At 66.1% G+C, this 18,716-nt stretch carries 20 protein-coding genes and 1 pseudogene; 11 read left to right on the top strand and 10 right to left on the bottom strand.

Annotated features, from left to right (window positions below; translation table 11 throughout):
• The first annotated feature begins 6 nt into the window (after positions 1 to 6).
• Both AC1DW0_RS23515 and AC1DW0_RS23510 read left to right on the top strand, forming a co-directional pair.
• Positions 7 to 2,547, top strand: coding sequence for a TOTE conflict system archaeo-eukaryotic primase domain-containing protein (locus AC1DW0_RS23515; protein ID WP_457390843.1), 2,541 nt, complete (start codon positions 7 to 9; stop codon positions 2,545 to 2,547).
• Between the two features lie 766 nt (positions 2,548 to 3,313).
• Positions 3,314 to 4,867 (top strand): Fic family protein, encoded by a 1,554-nt coding sequence (locus AC1DW0_RS23510; protein WP_457390841.1) that lies wholly within the window; start codon positions 3,314 to 3,316, stop codon positions 4,865 to 4,867.
• A gap of 232 nt (positions 4,868 to 5,099) precedes the next feature.
• Here the strand turns inward: AC1DW0_RS23510 and AC1DW0_RS23505 are convergent, their stop codons facing one another.
• The 6 genes and pseudogenes from AC1DW0_RS23505 to AC1DW0_RS23480 all read right to left on the bottom strand — a co-directional run bounded on the left by AC1DW0_RS23505 (position 5,100) and on the right by AC1DW0_RS23480 (position 7,550).
• Positions 5,100 to 5,702 carry a hypothetical protein gene (locus AC1DW0_RS23505; RefSeq protein WP_457390839.1) on the bottom strand — a complete coding sequence of 201 codons (603 nt, stop codon included), beginning with the start codon at positions 5,700 to 5,702 and terminating at the stop codon, positions 5,100 to 5,102.
• The gene (locus AC1DW0_RS23500; RefSeq protein ID WP_457390837.1) at positions 5,692 to 5,880 is read right to left on the bottom strand and encodes a hypothetical protein; all 189 of its coding nucleotides are present in this window, start codon (positions 5,878 to 5,880) and stop codon (positions 5,692 to 5,694) included. Before AC1DW0_RS23500 ends, AC1DW0_RS23505 begins: the two co-directional genes overlap by 11 nt.
• A complete protein-coding gene (locus tag AC1DW0_RS23495; RefSeq protein WP_457390836.1) occupies positions 5,877 to 6,095 on the bottom strand; it encodes a hypothetical protein in 219 nt (72 codons plus the stop codon). Before AC1DW0_RS23495 ends, AC1DW0_RS23500 begins: the two co-directional genes overlap by 4 nt.
• 113 nt (positions 6,096 to 6,208) lie before the next feature.
• A pseudogene (locus tag AC1DW0_RS23490) lies at positions 6,209 to 6,349 on the bottom strand (preprotein translocase); the annotation flags it as partial.
• A 103-nt stretch (positions 6,350 to 6,452) separates the two neighbouring features.
• Positions 6,453 to 6,884 (bottom strand): ExbD/TolR family protein, encoded by a 432-nt coding sequence (locus tag AC1DW0_RS23485; RefSeq protein WP_457390834.1) that lies wholly within the window; start codon positions 6,882 to 6,884, stop codon positions 6,453 to 6,455.
• A 117-nt stretch (positions 6,885 to 7,001) separates the two neighbouring features.
• A complete protein-coding gene (locus tag AC1DW0_RS23480) occupies positions 7,002 to 7,550 on the bottom strand; it encodes a DUF1439 domain-containing protein (RefSeq protein ID WP_477948311.1) in 549 nt (182 codons plus the stop codon).
• A gap of 120 nt (positions 7,551 to 7,670) precedes the next feature.
• Here AC1DW0_RS23480 and AC1DW0_RS23475 point away from each other — a divergent pair, with 120 nt between their 5' ends.
• From AC1DW0_RS23475 to AC1DW0_RS23445, 7 genes are all read left to right on the top strand, one after another.
• A complete protein-coding gene (locus AC1DW0_RS23475; protein WP_477948309.1) occupies positions 7,671 to 8,867 on the top strand; it encodes a PepSY-associated TM helix domain-containing protein in 1,197 nt (398 codons plus the stop codon).
• A complete protein-coding gene (locus AC1DW0_RS23470) occupies positions 8,864 to 10,948 on the top strand; it encodes a TonB-dependent siderophore receptor (protein WP_477948308.1) in 2,085 nt (694 codons plus the stop codon). The genes AC1DW0_RS23475 and AC1DW0_RS23470 overlap by 4 nt, the downstream gene beginning before the upstream one ends.
• 91 nt (positions 10,949 to 11,039) lie before the next feature.
• Positions 11,040 to 12,149 (top strand): sigma-54 interaction domain-containing protein, encoded by a 1,110-nt coding sequence (locus AC1DW0_RS23465; RefSeq protein ID WP_082532471.1) that lies wholly within the window; start codon positions 11,040 to 11,042, stop codon positions 12,147 to 12,149.
• An 82-nt stretch (positions 12,150 to 12,231) separates the two neighbouring features.
• Positions 12,232 to 13,014 (top strand): MotA/TolQ/ExbB proton channel family protein, encoded by a 783-nt coding sequence (locus AC1DW0_RS23460; protein WP_477948305.1) that lies wholly within the window; start codon positions 12,232 to 12,234, stop codon positions 13,012 to 13,014.
• A gap of 10 nt (positions 13,015 to 13,024) precedes the next feature.
• Positions 13,025 to 13,447, top strand: a complete 423-nt coding sequence (locus AC1DW0_RS23455; protein ID WP_056193856.1) for an ExbD/TolR family protein — start codon at positions 13,025 to 13,027, stop codon at positions 13,445 to 13,447.
• On the top strand, positions 13,444 to 13,899 hold the full coding sequence (locus AC1DW0_RS23450; protein ID WP_477948303.1) for an ExbD/TolR family protein: 456 nt from the start codon (positions 13,444 to 13,446) through the stop codon (positions 13,897 to 13,899). The genes AC1DW0_RS23455 and AC1DW0_RS23450 overlap by 4 nt, the downstream gene beginning before the upstream one ends.
• Before the next feature lie 9 nt (positions 13,900 to 13,908).
• Positions 13,909 to 14,673 carry an energy transducer TonB gene (locus AC1DW0_RS23445; protein ID WP_477948301.1) on the top strand — a complete coding sequence of 255 codons (765 nt, stop codon included), beginning with the start codon at positions 13,909 to 13,911 and terminating at the stop codon, positions 14,671 to 14,673.
• Between the two features lie 66 nt (positions 14,674 to 14,739).
• Here AC1DW0_RS23445 and AC1DW0_RS23440 read toward each other — a convergent pair whose 3' ends face one another.
• Positions 14,740 to 15,051, bottom strand: a complete 312-nt coding sequence (locus AC1DW0_RS23440) for a hypothetical protein (RefSeq protein ID WP_457390822.1) — start codon at positions 15,049 to 15,051, stop codon at positions 14,740 to 14,742.
• 216 nt (positions 15,052 to 15,267) lie between these two features.
• Positions 15,268 to 15,453: a DUF3606 domain-containing protein gene (locus AC1DW0_RS23435; protein WP_457390820.1), complete on the bottom strand. Its 186-nt coding sequence runs from the start codon at positions 15,451 to 15,453 to the stop codon at positions 15,268 to 15,270.
• A 210-nt stretch (positions 15,454 to 15,663) separates the two neighbouring features.
• Here AC1DW0_RS23435 and AC1DW0_RS23430 point away from each other — a divergent pair, with 210 nt between their 5' ends.
• Positions 15,664 to 15,879 (top strand): hypothetical protein, encoded by a 216-nt coding sequence (locus AC1DW0_RS23430; RefSeq protein WP_157281209.1) that lies wholly within the window; start codon positions 15,664 to 15,666, stop codon positions 15,877 to 15,879.
• Positions 15,880 to 15,888: 9 nt separating this feature from the next.
• Here the strand turns inward: AC1DW0_RS23430 and AC1DW0_RS23425 are convergent, their stop codons facing one another.
• Both AC1DW0_RS23425 and AC1DW0_RS23420 read right to left on the bottom strand, forming a co-directional pair.
• Positions 15,889 to 16,146: a hypothetical protein gene (locus AC1DW0_RS23425; protein ID WP_457390818.1), complete on the bottom strand. Its 258-nt coding sequence runs from the start codon at positions 16,144 to 16,146 to the stop codon at positions 15,889 to 15,891.
• Positions 16,143 to 16,325, bottom strand: coding sequence for a hypothetical protein (locus tag AC1DW0_RS23420; RefSeq protein ID WP_056193870.1), 183 nt, complete (start codon positions 16,323 to 16,325; stop codon positions 16,143 to 16,145). Before AC1DW0_RS23420 ends, AC1DW0_RS23425 begins: the two co-directional genes overlap by 4 nt.
• 186 nt (positions 16,326 to 16,511) lie before the next feature.
• Here AC1DW0_RS23420 and AC1DW0_RS23415 point away from each other — a divergent pair, with 186 nt between their 5' ends.
• Complete coding sequence (locus AC1DW0_RS23415; RefSeq protein ID WP_477948503.1) at positions 16,512 to 18,713, top strand: putative bifunctional diguanylate cyclase/phosphodiesterase; 2,202 nt, start codon at positions 16,512 to 16,514, stop codon at positions 18,711 to 18,713.
• Positions 18,714 to 18,716: the final 3 nt, after the last annotated feature.

The following is an 18,716-nucleotide window of genomic DNA, read 5'->3' as shown; positions in this document are numbered from 1 at the left end:
GGCTCGATGAGCAAGCCAGCTGGAAAGTCTTCGCTGTCATGGGCCGATGCCAAGGTCGAGCTGACTGAGCCCGCGGACCTCCATGCGCTGCAAGCCGAGAACGTGCGGCTCGTAGCGCTGCTGGAGTCGCACGGCATTGCGTGGCACGCGTCGCCCACAGCCGCGCCGCAACCGATGCTGACTGCTCCGGTGCCTGCGCCTGCGCCAGAAACCCCGAAGGCTATTCTGTCCACGGCTGAGAAGGTGGCGCTGTTCAGGCGCCTCTTCAGGGGCCGCACCGACGTCTATCCAGTCCGCTGGGAGGGCAAGACCTCGGGCAAGTCGGGCTACGCACCGGCTTGCGCCAATGAGTGGCGGGCCGGGGTCTGTGAGAAGCCCCGCATCAAGTGCGGCGACTGTGGGTACCGGCTGCCGGTGCCGCTGTCGGACGCTGTGATCTACGACCACCTGGCAGGCAAGCAGACCGTGGGCGTCTACCCGCTGCTGGAGGACGATACCTGCTACTTTCTGGCCGTCGATTTCGACGAGGCAGATTGGCAGCACGACGCCCAGGCGTTCATGCTGTCATGCGACGAGTTGGGCGTGCCGGCCGCGCTGGAGATTTCACGTTCGGGGCAGGGCGCGCATGCATGGGTTTTTTTCGCCGGCCGTGTGTCGGCGCGCGATGCCCGGCGCCTCGGTACAGCCATCATCAGCCACACCTGTGCGCGCACCCGGCAGCTCAGGCTAGCGTCTTACGACCGCTTGTTTCCCAACCAGGACTCGATGCCCAAAGGCGGCTTTGGCAACCTGATCGCGCTGCCTCTGCAGAAGCACCCACGCGAGCGCGGCTGCAGCGTCTTCGTGGATGCCGCGCTGCGGCCGCACACCGACCAGTGGGCGTTTCTCGCTGGGATCCAGCCTATGGCGCCGCACGACATCGAGCCGACTGTTCTGCGCGCCACCGGTGGCGTTCATCCGCTGGACGTGACCTTCATCGACGACGAGGACCTGGCAACGCCCTGGAAGCGCCAGGCCACCAAGACAGGCAAGCTGGCCGGCACCATGCCTCGGGCCTTGACCGTGACGCTGGCCAACCTGGTCTACTTCGAGAAGAGCGCGTTGCCCCAGGCCTTGGCCAACCGCCTGATTCGCTTGGCGGCCTTCCAGAACCCCGAGTTCTACAAGGCGCAGGCCATGCGCATGTCGGTGTGGGACAAGCCGCGCGTCATCGGCAACGCCGAGAACTACCCGCAGCACATCGCCTTGCCGAGGGGCTGCCTGGACGCAGCACGCGCTTTGCTGAAGGACAACGGCATCCATTGCGACCTGCGGGACGAGCGATTCCCAGGCGAGCCTATCCAAGCCGACTTCGTCGGCACCTTGCGACCCGACCAGGAACTGGCCGTGGCCACCATGCTGCAGCACGATGCCGGCGTGCTGTGCGCGCCCACCGCCTTCGGCAAGACGGTGACGGCAGCGGCCATCGTCGCCAGGCGCGGCGTCAACACATTGGTGCTGGTTCATCGCACCGAGTTGCTGAAGCAGTGGCAGGAACGCTTGCAGGCCTTCCTGCGCGTCGGGAAAGGCGTGATCGGCGCCATTGGCGGCGGCAAGGCCAAGCCCACCGGCCATATCGACATCGCCGTGATGCAGTCGCTGTCCCGCCAGGGCGAGGTCAATGCACTGGTCGAGAACTATGGGCAGATCGTGGTGGACGAGTGCCACCATGTCGGCGCCACCTCGTTCGACGCCATCCTCAAGCAGACGAAAGCCAGGTTCGTTCTGGGTCTGACTGCCACGCCGATCCGCCGCGATGGCCAGCAGCCCGTCATCTTCATGCAGTGCGGGCCGATCCGGCATACGGCTGCAAGGCCTGCCAGTGCGCCTCACGACTTGGAGGTGGTGCCGCGATCACGCTTTGCGCGCATCGACTTGGCCGCGACAGCAGGCATCCAAGACGTGTTCCGCCACTTGGCCAATGACCTGGCCCGCACGCAGGCCATCGCCGCAGAAGCCGCAACGGCGTTTGAGCAAGGCCGCAAGGTGCTCGTGCTGACCGAGCGCACCGAACATCTCGACGCAATCCTCGTGGCCCTGAACGCGCAGGTGCCGCCGCCGTTCGTGTTGCATGGGCGAATGTCGAAGAAGCAGCGCGCCACCCTCGTTGCCGCGTTGGATGCGCTGCCACCTGACGCGCCGCGCATCCTGCTGGCCACAGGGAAACTTGTCGGCGAAGGCTTCGACCATCCGCCGCTGGACACCTTGGTGCTGGCGATGCCGGTTTCCTGGAAAGGCACGTTGCAGCAGTACGCAGGGCGCCTGCACCGCGAGCACGCCAGCAAGTCAGACGTGCGGATCATCGACTTCGTCGATACCGGCCATCCAGCGCTGCTGCGGATGTGGGACAAGCGGCAGCGGGGCTATCGCGCGATGGGGTACCGCATGGGCGTCGAGAGCGGCGGTGATCAGGGCGACTTCATCGATGCCCGAGCCCCAAGTACCGAGAGCTTCGGTACACCTGCGGTACATCCATCAGCTCTTGGCGCTTTCGCTCAAATCCGCTAAGTTACTGTCACCAAAGTACTTTCAGCTCTTCCAGGCTACGCAGGGCTTCGGTACACTTCCTTAGGTACGCACTGTGCCGCGCAAACTCATAATCCTTTGGTCATTGGTTCAAGTCCAATACGGCCTACCAACAAAATCAATAGGTTAGCTTCAACATCTGGCCTGCTGTAGGTAGGTGGTGTCAACGAAGTGTCAACGCCTGGCTGTTGAGGGTGCAGCAGGGCGGCTGTCCCTCAATCTCGCCGATCGGACGTCGGTCGGATTTCCGCTGCAGGCTGGTCGAGGCATTCGATAGTGAATGGTCGAACGACGGCGACTCCAACAAGCAGTCAGTGGGCCCATGCGGAAATGTGTGGCTGGTAGTCACCCGGAATCGGCGTCTAGCAACAGGCTGACGTCGCGGCACCAACGAGCACCAGGGTGGGTGGCCATCAATGACCGCTGCCGATCCCCACCATCGGCCCACATGCAGCCATGCTCGCGTCACGCCAGCGGCTGATCAGTGCGGCTTGGACGCGAACTTGCGACACCAAGCGGACATCCTTTACGCCAATCCCCTTCCGAATACGGCTTGTATTTGCAACTCTATTCGCAATCGACCTGGTTTGTTTCTACGCTTTAAAATCAAAGGCTTACATAAACTTCTACGGCCTAGACGGGAATTGCCTTAGCAGCTTTAACGTGTAATAATTCAACGCATAAAACGTGTAATGCCACAGCGGCTTTTACGCTAGTTGCCACAGCACCTCGGACGTGCCGCACCCACATGGCCAGTCCTAACGTCAAACTCGCGACATCGCTTCAGAAGCTCCACGACCTTCAAAAGCAAGGCCGCGTTGTCGTTCGCACCGCTGATCTGTCGCGGACACACCTTGAGCGCTTGGTCGAGAGTGGGCGTCTTCGTCCGATCATCCGCGGCTGGTACATGCCCTCCCGGCCCGAGGAAGACCTTGGCGACACAACAACCTGGTTCGCCTCAATGCGGCACTTCGTTCGCGGCTACTGCGACGAACGCTTCGGCAGCGATTGGCACATCAACGCCGAACTCAGCCTGAAACTGCACACAGGCTCGAGCACGCTTCCGCGTCAGATCCAGGTGAACGCGCTCAAGGGCACCAATAACGCACTAACCTTGCCAGCAGGGACGTCCGTGTTTGACCTGCGCGTCAAGGAGATGCCTCCAGCAGACCAACTCGGCGAGGCCCAGGGCCTGCGCGCTTTGTCGCTGGAGGCTGCCCTTGTGCGAGCTACGCCGAATGTCTGGCAGGCTGATGCGCTCACCATGCAACTCGCGCTCGGCATGCTGAAGGACACCTCCGCCCTCAATCGAATCCTTCTCGACGGCAACCACACGACCATCGCCGGGCGCATCGCCGGCGCTCTCCGCGCCGTTGACCGCGCGGAGCTGGCTGACGGAGTGCTCAAGACAATGAGGTCAGCCGGCCATAGCATCGTCGAGCAAAACCCATTCGACGTGCCGGTCCAGTCTGCTCGAACACTTCCGGAGTCACCGTACTGCGCGCGAATCAAGGCCATGTGGGAGCTGATGCGGGAGCAGGTCATGAAGGCCTGGACAACCCCCGTGCGCACGCAAGGCACGCCGCAGGAATACCTGGACGAAGCTGAGGTGCGATACCTGGCCGACGCCTATCACTCGCTGTCCATCGAAGGCTACCAAGTCACTCCGGAGATGATCGACCGTGTGCGCAAGGGCACCTGGGGCTCGGGCGATACGGAACGCGATCGCCAAGAACGTAACGCGATGGCTGCCAAAGGCTACTTCGAAGCGCACAAGGCTGTGCGCGCGAGCCTGCTGCGGGTGCTGGAAGGCCAGAACCCGGGAGCACGCCTACGAGGTGACCTTCAAGACTGGTACTTGGCACTCTGGTCCCCATCCGTCCAGGTCGGGCTGGTAAAGCCTTCAGAACTCGCGGGTTGGCGCGGCTCGCAGGTGTTCATCAAGAACGCCAGACACACGCCGCTTCCACCTGAGGCTGTTCGCGATGCGATGCCGCTGCTATTCGACCTGCTCGAAGCCGAAACCGAGCCCTGCGTGCGAGCAGTGCTCGGGCACTTCGTCTTCGTGTTCATCCATCCTTACATGGACGGCAATGGACGGCTGGCTCGGTTCATCATGAACCTCATGCTGGCCACCGGCGGATGGCCGTGGACAGTCGTCACTTTGGATATCCGCGACGAATACATGCGAGCGCTTGATGCCGCGTCGTCGGACCAGGACATCAAGCCATTTACCAGGCTGCTGAGCAGCTTGGTGCAAGCCCAGTTGATCGAAGGGCCGAAGCGGCCTGCCTCCAGCTAGCCTGTCTTCGACCATAGCTCCGCCTGCTTACTGCATGCTGTGTCGTGCTCCAGGCTATTCAGGCTCAGCGGCACCAGCCAAAGTGTCAGCAGCATGATGTGGCTAGCGCTGGATCAAACACGCCAGCCGACCTGTCGCTGTCGGCCACCCCGCAGTAGACACCGGGGTCTGGGTATGTCCGCTTTTCTGTCACCAATTCGCTTGCCACTGCAGCCTCCCGCATTTGCAAGTGTCAACGCTTCTTCTTCAACGCTGACTCCCAATCCGAATAGTGGTGCTCCATGCCGTTCGATGCAGCTGTTAGAGCCGCTTCCGGCATGCCAACAAGTTGGATTGCGACATTCGCCCTTTCAGTTTTGATGCGACCAAGCACCAGATCTTCGGCCGCAGAGGCTAGCTTGATGAGGTCCTCCGCGTGCTTCGGGCCGCAGAGCACTGCTGACCGGTGATAGGAGCTCCTAACCAGCCTGACGGCTTCACCGTTTTGGAATTCGACGTGCGCTTCTATCCGCCCCTCATCTAACGGCGCAACGCAGTGGGACACGTATTTGTCCCGAAGTTCCTTGTACGTTTCGTGCAACTCGGCAAGCCCAAATTCCGCAGCGTCAGCATGCGACAGCGCGGTGCGCTTTTGACTGCCGAAACACTTGAAATAGCTAACGACGGCCCCTTTGACGACGCCGTCGACGTGCTGAGCAATGAAGTTGGAGTCCTTGCTCATTCGCAGGGCCAGCTGGCAGAGGTCAATCACTTGACCCAACTCGTATGCCACCGAGTGCAGATCAGTAAGCAAGTCGGCAATCTCCGCCGGCAAATACACAGCTTCAATCGCCATAACGGCACACCCATCGAGACAGTTTATATGCCCTGTCGCTCGGCACGCCAAACGGCGGACAACTGTAGAGGTAGCGCATCGGCTTCCCCGACTCATCGACCATCACCGCCATGTCGAAGTCGGAACCGCGCACCACGCTCAGCGCAGCCTCATTAACGTGTGTGTCGTCGTAGTTCATTTGAAATCCTCCGGCGCGCATTCGGCGACGCTGGCCGGCACGTTGCCTGGCTGATCCAGCTCGCGCCGAGACTTGCCCATAGTGGGCGGGAACTTGGCCTTGGCTCGGGCTTCTTGCTCATCGACGGGCTCGCGGACGGGGTCGCACCACCACACCTGCGGCACAGGCTTTGGGCTCTTGGCGCTGAAGCCATGGTCCTCATAGCCGAGCACCATGATCTGACCGTCCCGAATCTTGACTCGGGCTCGGTCGAGCTGCCGCCCTGTGGACCCGCCCTGCCGTACATACGGACGAGGGCGCGCCGAAAGCTTAAGAGCAGGACTGTTGCTCAGGCCACCGAGCGCAGCGACATGGCGGCCTTGGTGGCATCGAACGCCACTCCTGCCTGTTCCAACATCCACGCTTCGATGCGTTCGTGATGCGTGCGCAGCAGGTCCAGCGGTCGAACGGTGTAGTGCTTCTCTGTGGACCATTCCCGCGATCGCCTGTCGGAAGACGACCTCGCGGTTTGGCGAGGTCGGCGCCCTGCTGTATCGCGAAGGCCAGCAGCGGCGCAGTCAGTAAACCGGCGCCTAGCTACTGAACTGCTCGTTCCCCGCCACGCCCAGCTTCTTGACGCTGTGCCGCTGCGCGGAGGCCATCACGGCAGCGAAGGCGCTGTAGTCCACCAACTTGTTCGGCTTGATGTGCACCTCGGGCTGCGCGGCCTCGGCAAGGGCGCCGACTTCCTGCATCTTGGCGTCGACGGCGGCGCGGTTGGCCAGGGGCTGGTCGTCCCAGTAGACCGTGCCGTCGAAGTCGATGGCGACCGTGTGGATGACCGGCTTGGGTTGTGACTTGCCGCCCAGCCCGATGTCCAGGCTGATCGAATGCAGCTGGGTCGGGATGGTCAGGATGAGCATCACCAACAGCACCAGCATCACGTCGATCAACGGCGTCGTGTTGACGTCCATCAAGGTCTCGGCTTCGCCGCTGCCTGCCATCGCTGCAACGTTCATTCCCATGTCGGTCTCCCTCGGGTTGCTGCCATGCGCTCACCGTGACTGGCAAGCGCTGGCACCGATGATGCCCAGCGGACGCCATGAAGACAACGGGAGCCTGCCGCCCTGTTGCTACCGACCCTACTGCACGAAGCTGACCCTCAGCTTCCCATTCACCACCTTCACATCCCTCACCGCCATCTTCGCCAGCGCACCCTTCGCCGTGCTCGCATCGATGGTGTAGACGGGACGAGCCTGCAGCTGTGCGTTGATCATCCCCGGCCCTTGCAGCTTCACGATCGCGGCGTACTCCTCGGGCAAGCCGGCGAACTCCAGCGTCGTGATCTGCACGTCGTCCAGGAAGAGCTGGCCCTCGGCCGGCACATAGCGCGGCCGGCCGGAGAAGCCGACGCGGCCGATGCGCTCGCGGGTGCCCAGCACGACCTTGGCGTCGGCGGTGAGGCCGATGCGGTCCTCGCCCTCGGTCAGCACGACGACGGGGTTGGACAGGTCCAGGCAGGCGATGAGGAGCTTGCAGTGATGCGTCGGGAAGCGCGGCGCGATGCGGGCCTGCAGCTCGGCCTGCTCGATGTCGAGGTGGCCGTCGGAGATGCGGCTCAAGACGGCACAGGTGGCCAGCGGCAGGACGGCGAGCAGGGTGACGGTGAGAGCAAGAAGGCGGCGGTTCATGGCGTCAAAGGCTTCAAGGCGCCGCCGAGTTTGCCCTCGTCTACCCAGAGGGGGCGTAAGTCAGTGTTCGTTCAAATACGAATGCAAATGATTCGCATTTGAGTGCTAGCATGGCTGCTTATGCGTGCGTTACTGGTTCTCCTGCACCGCTGGTTCGGCCTGGCGGCGGCGGTTTTTCTGTTCATCGCCGGGCTGACCGGGTCGGTCATCGCCTTCGACCACGAGCTGGACGCCGCGCTCAACCCACAGTTCTTCGAAGCCAGCAGCGCGGGGCCGGCCCGCCCGGCGTTGGAGCTTGCCGATGCGCTCGAGGCCGCCGACCCGCGACTGCGGGTGCGCTACCTCCCGTTGCAGGCGGAGGCCGGCCACTCGCTGCTGGCCATGGTCGAGCCGCGCGATGCGGACAAGCCGTTGGGCTTCAACCAGCTCGCCGTCGACCCCGCCACCGGCGCCGTGCAGGCCCGCCGGCAGTGGGGCGCCTTGTCGCTGTCGCGCGAGAACCTGCTGCCCTTCCTGTACGCGCTGCACTACGGCCTGCACCTGCCGGAGTCCGGCGGCATCGCCTGGGGCATCTGGCTGATGGGCCTGATCGGCCTGGTCTGGGTGTTGGACTGCTTTGTCGCGATCTACTTGTCCTTCCCCAGCCGGCGCCAGTGGCGCAAGTCCTTTGCCTTCCGCTGGGCCAAGGGGGGCCACGCGCTGACCTTCGACCTGCATCGCAGCGGCGGCGTGTGGCTGTGGCTGCTGGTGCTGGTTGTGGCGCTGACCTCGGTGGCGATGAATCTGCGCCAGCAGGTCGTGGTGCCGCTGGTGTCGGCGGTCTCGCGCATCACGCCCAGTGCCTTCGAGACCCGCCAGCCGAGCGCCAAGCCCATCGCGCCGACGCTGACGCGCGCCCAGGCCCTGGCGGCCGCCCAGGTCCAGGCGCGCGAGCGCGGCCTGAATGCGCCGGCGGGCGGCATCTTCTACGCCGCGGAATATGGCGTCTACGGCGTCGGCTTCTTCCAGCCCGGCAATGACCACGGCGACGGCGGCCTGGGCAACCCCTGGATCTACATCGACGGCCGCGACGGCCGCCCGGCCGGCGCGCTGATCCCGGGCGAGGGCACGGCGGGCGACCTCTATCTGCAGGCCCAGTTCCCGATCCACTCCGGTCGCATCCTCGGCCTGCCCGGCCGCATCCTCGTTTCGGCATTGGGGCTGGCCATCGCCGTGCTTTCCGTCACCGGCGTGTTGATCTGGCTGCGCAAGGCCCGCGCCCGCCGACACGCGCCCCAAGCGCCTTCCGCTCCCGCCCTGCGTCCTTCAGAAGCATGAAATCAAAGACCGTCCTGATCCTCTCCCCGCTGACCCTGGCCGCGAGCGCCGCCCTGGCGCAGCAGACCCCGGTGGAGGCCGCCGGCGCGACCCTGCCCACCGTGCGCGTGCAGGCCAAGGCCGCGGACGACGAGAAGAGCAGCAGCGGCGCCACGCGGCTGGAGATGACACTGCGCGAGACGCCGCAGTCCGTCACCGTCATCGGCCAGCAGCAGATCCGCGATTTCGGCCTCACCGACGTCAACAAGCTGCTGGACCTGACCCCGGGCGTGCTGGTCGAACGCGTCGAAACCGACCGCACCTATTTCAGCGCGCGCGGCTTCGACATCCAGAACTTCCAGGTCGACGGCCTCGGCCTGCCTTTCGCCAACGGCGCGCAATGGGGCGCGCTGGACACCGCCGCCTTCGAGCGCGTGGAGGTGTTGCGCGGCGCCACCGGCCTGCTCGCCGGCACGGGCAACCCGTCGGCCACGGTCAACTTCATCCGCAAGCGCGCCGCCAGCAAGGCCTTCGCCGCCAGCGCCGCGCTGACGCTGGGCTCGTGGAACCAGCATCGCGTCGAAGCCGATGTGAGTGGCAGCCTGAATGGCGACGGTTCGCTGCGCGGCCGCTTCGTGCTCGCCGACGAAGACAAGGACAGCTGGCTTGACCGTTACAGCCAGCACCGCAGCCTGGGCTACGGCGTGCTGGAGCTGGACATCGGTCGCAACACCCTGCTGACTGTCGGCCTCAACGCCCAGCGCAGCAAGGCCGACAGCCCGATGTGGGGCGCGTTGCCGATGGTGGACAGCACCGGCAAGCGCATCGACTACTCGCGCAACACCAGCTCGGCGGCCGACTGGGCCTGGTGGACCAACCGCGACACCGAAGCCTTTGCCGAACTGAGCCACGACCTCGGCGGCGGCTGGCAGGCGCGCGCCACCGCCTCGCGGCGCAGCCGCAGCACGCCCAGCGAGCTCTTCTACGTCTATGGCACGCCCAACCCCGGCGGCGTGCCGGACAGTGGGCTGTACGCCTACCCCTCGGCCTTCGACGGCAAATACGTGGACAGCGTCGCCGACGTCTACGTCTCCGGCCCGTTCAGCCTGTTCGGCCGCGAGCACCAGCTGATGCTCGGCCTCAACGGCGGCCGCCAGACGCTCAGCGAGCTCTCGCTCTACGCCGGCAATATCGGCGCGGCCGTGCCCGGCCTGCAGGGTTGGAACGGTGCCTTCCCCAAGCCGGCCTTCGGCGCGTCGACCGACGGCTCCGACGTGTCGCGCCGCCGCGAGAGCGCTTACGCCGCCGCCCAGTTCAGCGTCAGCGACGCGCTCAAACTGGTGACAGGCTTCAACGCCACCCGCGTGCGCAACAGCGGCATGAGCTACGGCGTCGAGCAGGCCTACAGCCACAGCGCCGTCAAACCCTATCTCGGCGCCGTGCTGGACCTGAGCGCCAGCACCAGCGCCTACGCGAGCTACGCCGAGGTCTTCAACCCGCAGCTCGAAGCCGACATCAACCGCAAGCCGCTGGGCCCGCTGGAGGGCAGCAACCTCGAGGCCGGCATCAAGACCGAATGGCTCGATGGCCAGCTCAACGCCAGCGCCGCCGTCTTCCGCACCCGCCAGCAGAACGTGCCGGTGCAGGCTGGCACCCGCCCCGACTTCAGCGCCTATTACGAGGGCATCACCGCCACCAGCACCGGCTATGAGCTGGAGCTGTCCGGCAAGCTGACGCCCGACTGGCGCATTGCCGGCGGCTGGACGCAGCTGCGCCTGAAGGGCAGCAGCGGTGAAGACGTCAACCGCTACATCCCGCGCCGCGTGCTGCGCCTGAGCTCCACCTACCAGCTGCTGCCCCAGCTCAAGCTCGGCGCCGCCGTGCGCTGGCAGAGCGAGATCAGCGACCCGGCGCAGGTCGTCAGGCAAAAGGCCTACGCCGTCGTCGACCTGAACGCCGGCTGGGAGTTCAACAGGCAGTGGAGCGCCGGCCTCGCCGTCAACAACGTGGCCGACACGACCTACCTCGGCAGCCTGAAATGGGACCAGGCCTACTACGCCGCACCGCGCAGCGTCAGCGCCACCTTGAGCTGGAAGTACTGACGATGTAGGGGGTGGTCGCCGCGCTGAGCGCATATCCATCTGCGCAAAGCGGCGTTCCCTCTTTGGCGGGCGGTGCCTAGAGTGCCGGGCAATGACACGCCTGCTCACCTTCCCCGACTCCCAGCACCAGGTGCTGTCGATCCGCGCCAAGGCGCTGGTCTTCGACGACCCGGCCTCGCGTGCGCTGCTGGCCCAGGCCGAGCGCGTGGCGGCGAGCGACGCCACCGTGCTGATCATTGGCGAGACCGGCACCGGCAAGGAGCTGATCGCCCGCCACATCCACAACAGCAGCGGCCGCCGCGGCCCCTTCCTGGCCGTCAACTGCGGCGCCTTCACCGAGCAGCTGGTCGAAGCCGAGCTCTTTGGCCATGAAGCCGGTGCCTACACGGGCGCCACCAGCGCGCGCGCGGGCTGGTTCGAGGCCGCCGCCGACGGCACGCTGTTCCTCGACGAGGTGGGCGACCTGCCGCCGTCCGTGCAGGTCAAGCTGCTGCGCGTGCTGCAGGAACGCCAGGTCGTGCGCATCGGCTCGCGCAAGCCCATCGACGTGCGCGTGCGCCTCGTGGCCGCCACCAATGTGCGGCTGGAGCAGGCCGTGGCGGCCGGCCACTTCCGCGCCGACCTCTACTACCGACTCAGCGTCGCCACGCTGCAACTCGCACCGCTGGCCCAGCGGCCGGGCGACATCCTTGCACTGGCCGAGCATTTCATCGAGGTCTACAGCCGCCGCCTCGGGCTCACGCAGGTGCGCCTCAGCGCGGATGCGCGCGACGCACTGCTCGGCTACGCCTGGCCCGGCAATATCCGCGAGCTGGAAAACGTCATCCATTACGCGCTGATCATCTGCCGCGACGGCAGCATCGCCCGCGAGGATCTGCAGTTGCATGCGGTGGCGCGGCCCGGGCCGGCGGTCGTTGCGCCGCCGGCGGAAGCGGTGGCCGAGGAGGTGCTGGAGCGCGTTTTCGATCGGCTCTTCGACGAGGCGCCCCAGGCGCTGCACGCGCGCGTCGAGTCCGCATTGGTCCGCGCCGCCTACCGCCACTGCCACCACAACCAGGTGCATACCGCGGCGTTGCTGGGCATCACGCGCAATGTGCTGCGCACGCATTTGAAGCGCCTGGGCCTGTTGGCGCCCGCGCGTAACGCCGCGCCGCAGCTTGCCCATGAGGCCATGCCCGCGCGTCTTCACGCCGCTGCATGAGCTAACGCGAAAAGCTTAGTTCGCGCTTCGCAGGGCGCTGCGCACACTGCCCCGGTCCCTCTGCTTTACTCCACACACGCCGATGAACGCCTCCATCTTTGCCCGTCGCGCCCTCGCCCCGCTCGCCCTGCTCCTCATCGCCAGCGCCGCCCAGGCCCAGGGCGACAACCCCTATGGCGTCGGCGCCGTCTGGGAGAAGAGCGACGCGGTCACCAAGGTCGTGCTCTTCACCCTCGTCGCGATGAGCGCGGGCAGCTGGTACGTCATCATCACCAAGCTGCTGCAGCAGGCCCGCCTGGGCGTGCAGTCGCGTGCCGCGCAGCGGGATTTCTGGAGCGCCGGCACCGTCAAGGCGGGCGCCGAGAAGCTGTCTCCGAAGAGCCCCTTCCGCTACATCGCCGAAGCCAGCCTCGAGGCCACGCAGCGCCACCACGGCCTGCGCGCCAAGGTCGACTTCGCTGACTGGGTGGACCTCTCCCTGCACCGCGCCACCGAGCGCGTGCAGCGCCAGCTCTCCACGGGCCTGAGCCTGCTGGCCACCGTCGGCTCCACCTCGCCCTTCGTCGGCCTGCTGGGCACGGTCTGGGGCATCTATCACGCGCTCACCGCCATCGGCGTGGCCGGCCAGGCCTCCATCGACAAGGTGGCCGGCCCGGTGGGTGAGGCGTTGATCATGACGGCCATCGGCTTGTTCGTCGCCGTGCCTGCCGTGCTGGGCTACAACGCGCTGCTGCGCCGCAACGCACTGGTGCTGGACGACGTGCGCGACTTCTCCGGCGAGCTGCACTCGGTGCTGCTGGGTTCGGCACACGAAGAGCCCGCCTCTGCGGAGCAGCCGGCGGGCCTGAGCCCCGCCCTGGCCTGAGCACTGCGCCATGGCCATCCAGATTGCGCAGGGTGCCGACGAGGCGGTCTCGTCCATCAACACGACGCCGCTCGTCGACGTCATGCTGGTGCTGCTCATCATCTTCCTCATCACCATCCCGGTCGTGAACTTCTCGGTGCCGGTGGAGCTGCCCAAGCAGCGCAACGAGGTGCGCGAGAGCGAGCCCAAGGACGTGGTCATCACCGTCTCACGCGATGGCAAGCTCTACTGGTTCGATGCACCCGTGGCCAGCAAGGACGCGCTGTTCGAGCGGCTCAAGGGCATCGCCCAGCAGCAGCCCCAGCCCGAGGTGCATGTGCGCGGTGACGCCGGCAGCGACTACGCCCCCGTGGGCCGCGTGCTGCTGGCCGCCCAGCGCGCCGGCATCGCCAAGGTGGGCTTCATCACCGAGCCGCCAGCGAGGGCGCTATGAGTGCGGGACCTCTGCGCAAGGCGGCCCGCGCGCGCCGCCAGGTCACGTCGGCCCTGCCGGTGCCGGACATCAACACCACGCCGCTGATCGACGTCATGCTGGTGCTGCTGGTGATGCTCATCATCACCATCCCGGTGCAACTGCACAGCGTCAAGCTCAACCTGCCGATCGCACCGCCCAGCGCGCCGCCGCCCACGCCACCCGAGGTCGTGCGGCTGGACATCACGCCGGATGCCGTGCTGTGGAACGGCGAGGCCATCGCCGACCAGATCTCGCTGCGCGAGCGCCTGGACGCCGCCGGCAAGCAGGCCACGCAGCCCGAGGTTCATGTGCGCCCGCAGCCCGGTGCCAAGTACGACAACTTCGCCGCCGTCATGACGGCGGCCCACCAGGCCGGGCTGACCAAGCTCGGCGTGACCGGCAGCGAGCAGTTCCTGGACGACTCGCAGTAGGAGAGATTCATGAGTGCAGTTCTTTCACCGGGCATCTCCGGCGGCCTGACGCTGGACGACACCCGCCCCGCGCCGCGCCGTCTCGTTGCGCCTGCGCCTCTTGCTACGGCAGCGCCGCTGCGTTCACAGCTCAAGCCGCCTGCCGGCGCCAACCGCGGCACCGGCATTGCCCTGGTCGTCGGCCTGCACATCGTGCTGGGCTGGGGGCTGACGACCGGCCTGGCGTCCAAGGCCGTCGACGCGATCAAGAAGCCCATCGAAATGGCCCTGCTGCCCGAGGTGCTACCACCACCCCCACCGCCGCCGCCGCCGCCCAAGGTCGTCAAGATCGAGCCGGTGCAGAAGGTCGCTCCACCGCCGGCCTATGTGCCGCCGCCCGAGGTCGTGCCCGTCGTCGCGCCACCGCCCGCGCCCATCCAGGTCGTGCAGGCGCAGCCGCCGAAGGAAACTGTTGTCGTGGCGGCAGCACCCGCGCCTGTGCCCGCACCACCGCCGCCCGCTGCGCCCGCCGTCATCAAGCGCGAGATCAGCCTGGCCTGCCCAGGCTACGAGGCCGTGCTGGCCTCCGCGCTGGAAGAGGCCATCGACCGCGTCGGTCTCAAGGGCACGGTGCAGACACTGATCAAGATCCGCGGCAACCAAGTCGTCGACGTGCTGCCGCAATCAGGCCCCAAGGAGTACCACAAGTACGTTCAGGCCGCCGTCAAGCGCATGCGCTGCACGGCCGGTGGTGCCGATGAGGTGCAGGTGTCCCTGCCCGTCATATTTTCCTGACACGACGGGCATGCAAGGTAACGCGGCGGCGCGCCAATGGGGCGCCAGCAGCCGGCTGAAAGAGGTTCAGTGGCGGTCTGCGCGCGCCGGCAGGGCGGCCATGCTGCCGCTATCCCCGGATGGAGTGGCGACAGCGTTTGCGTCGCTGGGCTCGAGGTCCCCAGCGCGCCGGTCACGCAGCACGGAGCGAGCTTCGTAGAGGCAGTCGGCGCGCGACTGGATGGTGTTGCCGGACAGGCAATTGGCGCGTTCCTGTTGGTAGATTTCCGTGGCGCTCTGCGTTTGTGCGGTGATGGGCAACACGATCGCGACCACGGCCGCTGCGGCAACAGCCGTGCGGACCGGCGTCTGCCATGAAGTGAATCGGCGGATGCTCATGACGTACTCCTGGTGGATCAGGCACTGATCGGGCTTCGCCAGCCCGGCAGTGCCGGTACCGTTGCTGGCTGGGAAGCGGGGCAATCCAAGTGCCGGCTGCGTCTGGCGCCGGCCAGATCTGGTGCTTTCCGGTTACTCGCAATGACTTGTTGACGCCTTTTGCCGCGGAGCCGCCTGACGACGTTGTTGACGTTCCAGGTCGCGACCCGCACGGCGTTACCGCTTGCTGGCTTTCAAGTGAGCCTCGACGGCTGCGGCGTCGTTGCCGACTGCCTTCACGGCCGCCTTGAGCGCGTCCGGCGTCACGCCGAACTTCGTGGCCCAGTCGCGCACCTCGTAGTCCTCGCTGAGGCTGATGCGGCTGCGATCCTGGCCGCCGGTCTTGGTCTTGTCGTCTGACATGGAAGTCTCCTGGAATGCCCATGAAACCGCCATCGTGGTGCCGTTGGAGCGAGGCGCATGAAGGACAAGTCCCCGCCGTGCTGCAAGCGTCGGCCTACGCCATGCAGAGTCCGCAGATTAGGGATGCGGCGGCGGGATGAGCCGGCGTCCTACAACCCAGCTTGGATGGGACGCCCAGGATGGCATTCGCTGCGACTGCCGGAGCGTGCCATGACCCAGAGTTTTGATCGGTCCCGGCTGGCCGAAATTGCCGAAGCGCCGCCGATGCCTCGGGTGGCTTTCCCAGGCCGGGAGGAGATCGCCGTCATGCGGCGAAGCCTGCGGCGGATACGGGAACTGTTGAAACGCAAAGGCCGTGAGTCGCGAGCGTCCCGCCGCGAGCGGGAGCCGGCCGCAGCGGCGCGCCGCCTGGTCTCGGTGGGCTGAAGCTTCGCGTTACCAGCGTTCGGCGGGAAACGTCGGCGCTTTCGGTGTGGTGCGGTCCTTGGCCAAACGTTCCAGGGTGCCGGGCTCCAGGCGGTCCCATCGAACCGCGTCTTCACCGCGCCGCGGCTCGGCCGTTTGAGCCGGGTTGCCCGGTATCGAGGCCGGCGCAACCGGCTGGGTTCGCGCGGGTGCACCCGCGACGGCGCTCGTTGCGACCGCGCAGCCTGCGAGCAGGCCAAGGGCAGAACCTGGGAGATCGAACTTCATTGCGGGCTCCTTCGCTGGGTGCGGGACAGGACACCAAAGCCGGGGAATGCGCGCGCCCAGAACGCCAGCTCGAAGATACCGCCGAGGGCCAGCAGGGCGGTGGCGCCGCTATCCAGCCCAATGCCATAGCAGGCCAGGGCGGCCAGCAAGAGGGCGGCGGTCACGAGGCGGTGTTTCATGGCATCCCGATGCAACGCTTGAGATGGCCATGCTAACGCGACGCCGCCTGCATGGCCGTCATCCAGCGTGAGTTGGCTGCCCACGACCAAGCGGGTAGAGTCAGCGGCGATTGCGGGAATCCAAGGGGCTTGCATGTTCCGTGGGCTCCCACTGATATCTGGCGCCAGGGAGGCGAACAGTTAGCCATGCAATATCTGCCCTCCAGCTATGCCCCGTGGGTGGTCGCTGCGTCGTTGCTGATCGCCAGCTTTGCGTCCTATGTTGCGCTTGATCTGGCCAAGCGGGTCCGCACCCGTGACCGCGGCGTCGCCGTGAATTGGTGGGTCGGCGGCTCGCTGGCGATGGGCACCGGCATCTGGTGCATGCACTTCGTGGGCATGCTTGCCTTCTCTCTGCCGATTCCGCTCGGCTATACCGTGGTGCTGACGGTGGCATCGTGGGTCGCCGGGGTCGCCGTGTCGGCCATCGCCCTGTTTGTCGCGAGCCAAGGCGAGCTCACCTGGCGCCGCCTGGCCGGTGGTGCCATCGCGATGGGGCTGGGCATCTGCGCGATGCACTACACCGGCATGGCGGCGCTCGACATGTCGCCCGGCATCGTCTGGAATTTGCTGTTGGTCGCGGCATCGGCGCTGATCGCGATCGCTGCGTCGGCGGCGGCGTTGTTGATCTTCTTCTGGCTGCGCAAGATGGGGGAAAGGCGCGGCATGGTCTTCCAGCCCCTGGCCGCGCTGGTGATGGGCATCGCCATTTGCGGCATGCACTACACGGGCATGGCGGCGGCGAGTTTTCCGGCCGGCACCGTCTGCCTGAGCGCTGACGCGTTGGCAGGCCCGCAGCTCGGGATGATGGTGTCGGTGTCATCCGTCGCGTTGCTGGCGATGACCTTGTTCACTTCGACCCTCGACGCCCGCATGCGCAGCTCGCTGAAGGTCGCGAACGTGAAGCTGGAAACGGCCAACGAGGAGCTGCGCCGGCGTGCCTTCCAGGATCCGCTCACCGGCCTGCCCAATCGCATGCTGTTCGAGGACCGCCTCACCCACGCGCTGCAGCGCCATGCGCGCAACGGCGAGCAGATCTCGGAGCGCAATGCCGGCAAGGTGGCCGTGCTGTTTGTCGACCTGGACGGCTTCAAGCCGGTCAACGACTCGCTCGGCCATGCCGCCGGCGATGCGGTGCTGAGGGAGGTTGCCGTGCGCCTGCGTTCAGCGGCCCGCGACGCCGACACGGTGGCGCGCATCGGTGGCGACGAGTTCGTTCTGCTGATGGAGGACGTCAGCAGCCTGGTGGACTGCGTCAGCCTCGCCCGCCGCCTGATCGAGGCACTGGCGGCACCTCTGGAGATCGGCGGCCGCCGGGTTGCCTTGTCTGGATCGGTTGGCATCGCCGCCTACCCTGATCACGGTGACGGCGACAAGCTGGTCATGCATGCGGACGCCGCGATGTACACCGCCAAACGCGCCGGGGGCAGCACCTATGCGCTGTACGAGGCGCATATGGACGAAGGTGCGCAGGAGCAGCTCAATCTGCTGAACGACCTTCGTCATGCCATCGAGCATGAGCAACTGCAGCTCTATTACCAACCCAAGATCGATGGCCAGCATGGCCAGATCCGCGGTGTCGAAGCCCTGCTGCGCTGGAATCATCCGGAGCGCGGCCTGCTGGCCCCGGGTCTGTTCATCCCTCTCGCAGAGCGCTTCGGCCTCATCAACGGCCTTGGCAGCTGGGTCATCGAAGAGGCCTGCCGGCAGATGCATGCCTGGGCCGAGATCGGGCTGCACATGCGCGTGGCGATCAACCTGTCGGTGCATCAACTGCGCGAGGAAGATCTGGCGGCGCGGATCGAAGCGGCCCTTTCCAGGAACTTGGTCGAACCCTCCCAACTGCTTTGCGAAATCACCGAATCCGTCGCGATGGAGGATCTCAAAAGCACGCAGCGCGCGTTCGAGGAGTTGGCCCGGATCGGCGTTTTTCTCTCCATCGACGATTTCGGGACCGGCTATTCCAGCCTGAGCTATCTGCGCCAGCTACCCGCCCGCCAGCTCAAGATCGATCGCAGCTTCGTTGCCGACGTCGAGACCAGCAGCGACGCCAAGGCCATCGTCAGCGCCGTCATCCAGTTGGCCCATGAGCTGGGGTTGCGCGTCGTCGCCGAAGGTGTGGAGACCAAGGGGCAACGTGACATCCTGCTGGCGCTGCACTGCGACGAACTGCAGGGCTATTTCCTGGCGCGGCCCATGGCGGCCGAGACGCTGCAGGCCTGGACCGAAGGGCAAAAGCCCGCCGGCACGGCTGATTTCTCACCCTCTGTATTGGGTGGTCATCTCATGATGGAGGCCAGGGCCCTGGGCGCGATGGGCTTGCAGGACAACACGGCGACGCCGTTCTGACGA

The organism is Roseateles sp. P4_D2 (assembly GCF_056401875.1).
Note: the sequence above shows the minus strand (reverse complement) of the source record. Positions and strands in the feature narration are given on the sequence as shown.

Coding starts and splice junctions, on each gene's coding strand:
- AC1DW0_RS23515 (WP_457390843.1), top strand. CDS start 7: ATGAGCAAGCCAGCTGGAAAGTCTTCGCTGTCATGGGCCGATGCCAAG.
- AC1DW0_RS23510 (WP_457390841.1), top strand. CDS start 3,314: ATGGCCAGTCCTAACGTCAAACTCGCGACATCGCTTCAGAAGCTCCAC.
- AC1DW0_RS23505 (WP_457390839.1), bottom strand. CDS start 5,702: ATGGCGATTGAAGCTGTGTATTTGCCGGCGGAGATTGCCGACTTGCTT.
- AC1DW0_RS23500 (WP_457390837.1), bottom strand. CDS start 5,880: ATGAACTACGACGACACACACGTTAATGAGGCTGCGCTGAGCGTGGTG.
- AC1DW0_RS23495 (WP_457390836.1), bottom strand. CDS start 6,095: ATGGTGCTCGGCTATGAGGACCATGGCTTCAGCGCCAAGAGCCCAAAG.
- AC1DW0_RS23485 (WP_457390834.1), bottom strand. CDS start 6,884: ATGGGAATGAACGTTGCAGCGATGGCAGGCAGCGGCGAAGCCGAGACC.
- AC1DW0_RS23480 (WP_477948311.1), bottom strand. CDS start 7,550: ATGAACCGCCGCCTTCTTGCTCTCACCGTCACCCTGCTCGCCGTCCTG.
- AC1DW0_RS23475 (WP_477948309.1), top strand. CDS start 7,671: ATGCGTGCGTTACTGGTTCTCCTGCACCGCTGGTTCGGCCTGGCGGCG.
- AC1DW0_RS23470 (WP_477948308.1), top strand. CDS start 8,864: ATGAAATCAAAGACCGTCCTGATCCTCTCCCCGCTGACCCTGGCCGCG.
- AC1DW0_RS23465 (WP_082532471.1), top strand. CDS start 11,040: ATGACACGCCTGCTCACCTTCCCCGACTCCCAGCACCAGGTGCTGTCG.
- AC1DW0_RS23460 (WP_477948305.1), top strand. CDS start 12,232: ATGAACGCCTCCATCTTTGCCCGTCGCGCCCTCGCCCCGCTCGCCCTG.
- AC1DW0_RS23455 (WP_056193856.1), top strand. CDS start 13,025: ATGGCCATCCAGATTGCGCAGGGTGCCGACGAGGCGGTCTCGTCCATC.
- AC1DW0_RS23450 (WP_477948303.1), top strand. CDS start 13,444: ATGAGTGCGGGACCTCTGCGCAAGGCGGCCCGCGCGCGCCGCCAGGTC.
- AC1DW0_RS23445 (WP_477948301.1), top strand. CDS start 13,909: ATGAGTGCAGTTCTTTCACCGGGCATCTCCGGCGGCCTGACGCTGGAC.
- AC1DW0_RS23440 (WP_457390822.1), bottom strand. CDS start 15,051: ATGAGCATCCGCCGATTCACTTCATGGCAGACGCCGGTCCGCACGGCT.
- AC1DW0_RS23435 (WP_457390820.1), bottom strand. CDS start 15,453: ATGTCAGACGACAAGACCAAGACCGGCGGCCAGGATCGCAGCCGCATC.
- AC1DW0_RS23430 (WP_157281209.1), top strand. CDS start 15,664: ATGACCCAGAGTTTTGATCGGTCCCGGCTGGCCGAAATTGCCGAAGCG.
- AC1DW0_RS23425 (WP_457390818.1), bottom strand. CDS start 16,146: ATGAAGTTCGATCTCCCAGGTTCTGCCCTTGGCCTGCTCGCAGGCTGC.
- AC1DW0_RS23420 (WP_056193870.1), bottom strand. CDS start 16,325: ATGAAACACCGCCTCGTGACCGCCGCCCTCTTGCTGGCCGCCCTGGCC.
- AC1DW0_RS23415 (WP_477948503.1), top strand. CDS start 16,512: ATGCAATATCTGCCCTCCAGCTATGCCCCGTGGGTGGTCGCTGCGTCG.